General features: G+C 65.6%; 1 protein-coding gene. It reads left to right on the forward strand.

Translation table 11 applies throughout. From position 1 onward, the window contains the following. The coding region (locus B3D39_RS07390; protein WP_414717981.1) for an ABC transporter permease subunit at positions 1-541 on the forward strand (541 nt) is incomplete at both ends.

The raw sequence follows: 541 nt of genomic DNA on the forward strand, positions 1-541 counted from the left end.
CGATCTGGACCTTCGCGGGCACCCTGCCGATGCAACTGCTGTTCGTGGTGCTGGTGCCGGGACTGCTGGCGCTGATCTTCGGCTGGCTCGCGTTCCGCTCGCGCGTCACCGGCGTGTATCTGTCGATCCTGACGCAGGCGATGACGCTCGCGCTGTCGCTCTACCTCTTCCAGAACGAGAGCGGGCTGCGCGGCAATAACGGGCTTTCGGGGCTGCAGAACATTCCGGGCGTAAGCGCGGGGCAGGACCATCTGTCGATCTGGTTCCTCTGGGCCTCGGCTCTGGCGCTGGGGCTGGGCTATATCGCGGCGTCGCTGATCGTGTCGGGCAAGTTCGGCTCGGTCATTCGCGGCATCCGCGATGACGAGGCGCGGGTGCGCTTCCTCGGTTATTCGGTCGAGGGCTACAAGCTGTTCGTCTTCACCCTGACAGCGGTGATCGCGGCCATTGCGGGGGCGCTCTATTACCCGCAGGCGGGGATCATCAACCCGGGCGAGATGGCGCCCATCGCGTCGATCTACCTCGCGGTCTGGGTCGCGAT

This window comes from Thioclava sp. UBA3469 (assembly GCF_002378135.1).
GTDB classification, from domain to species: domain Bacteria; phylum Pseudomonadota; class Alphaproteobacteria; order Rhodobacterales; family Rhodobacteraceae; genus Thioclava; species Thioclava sediminum.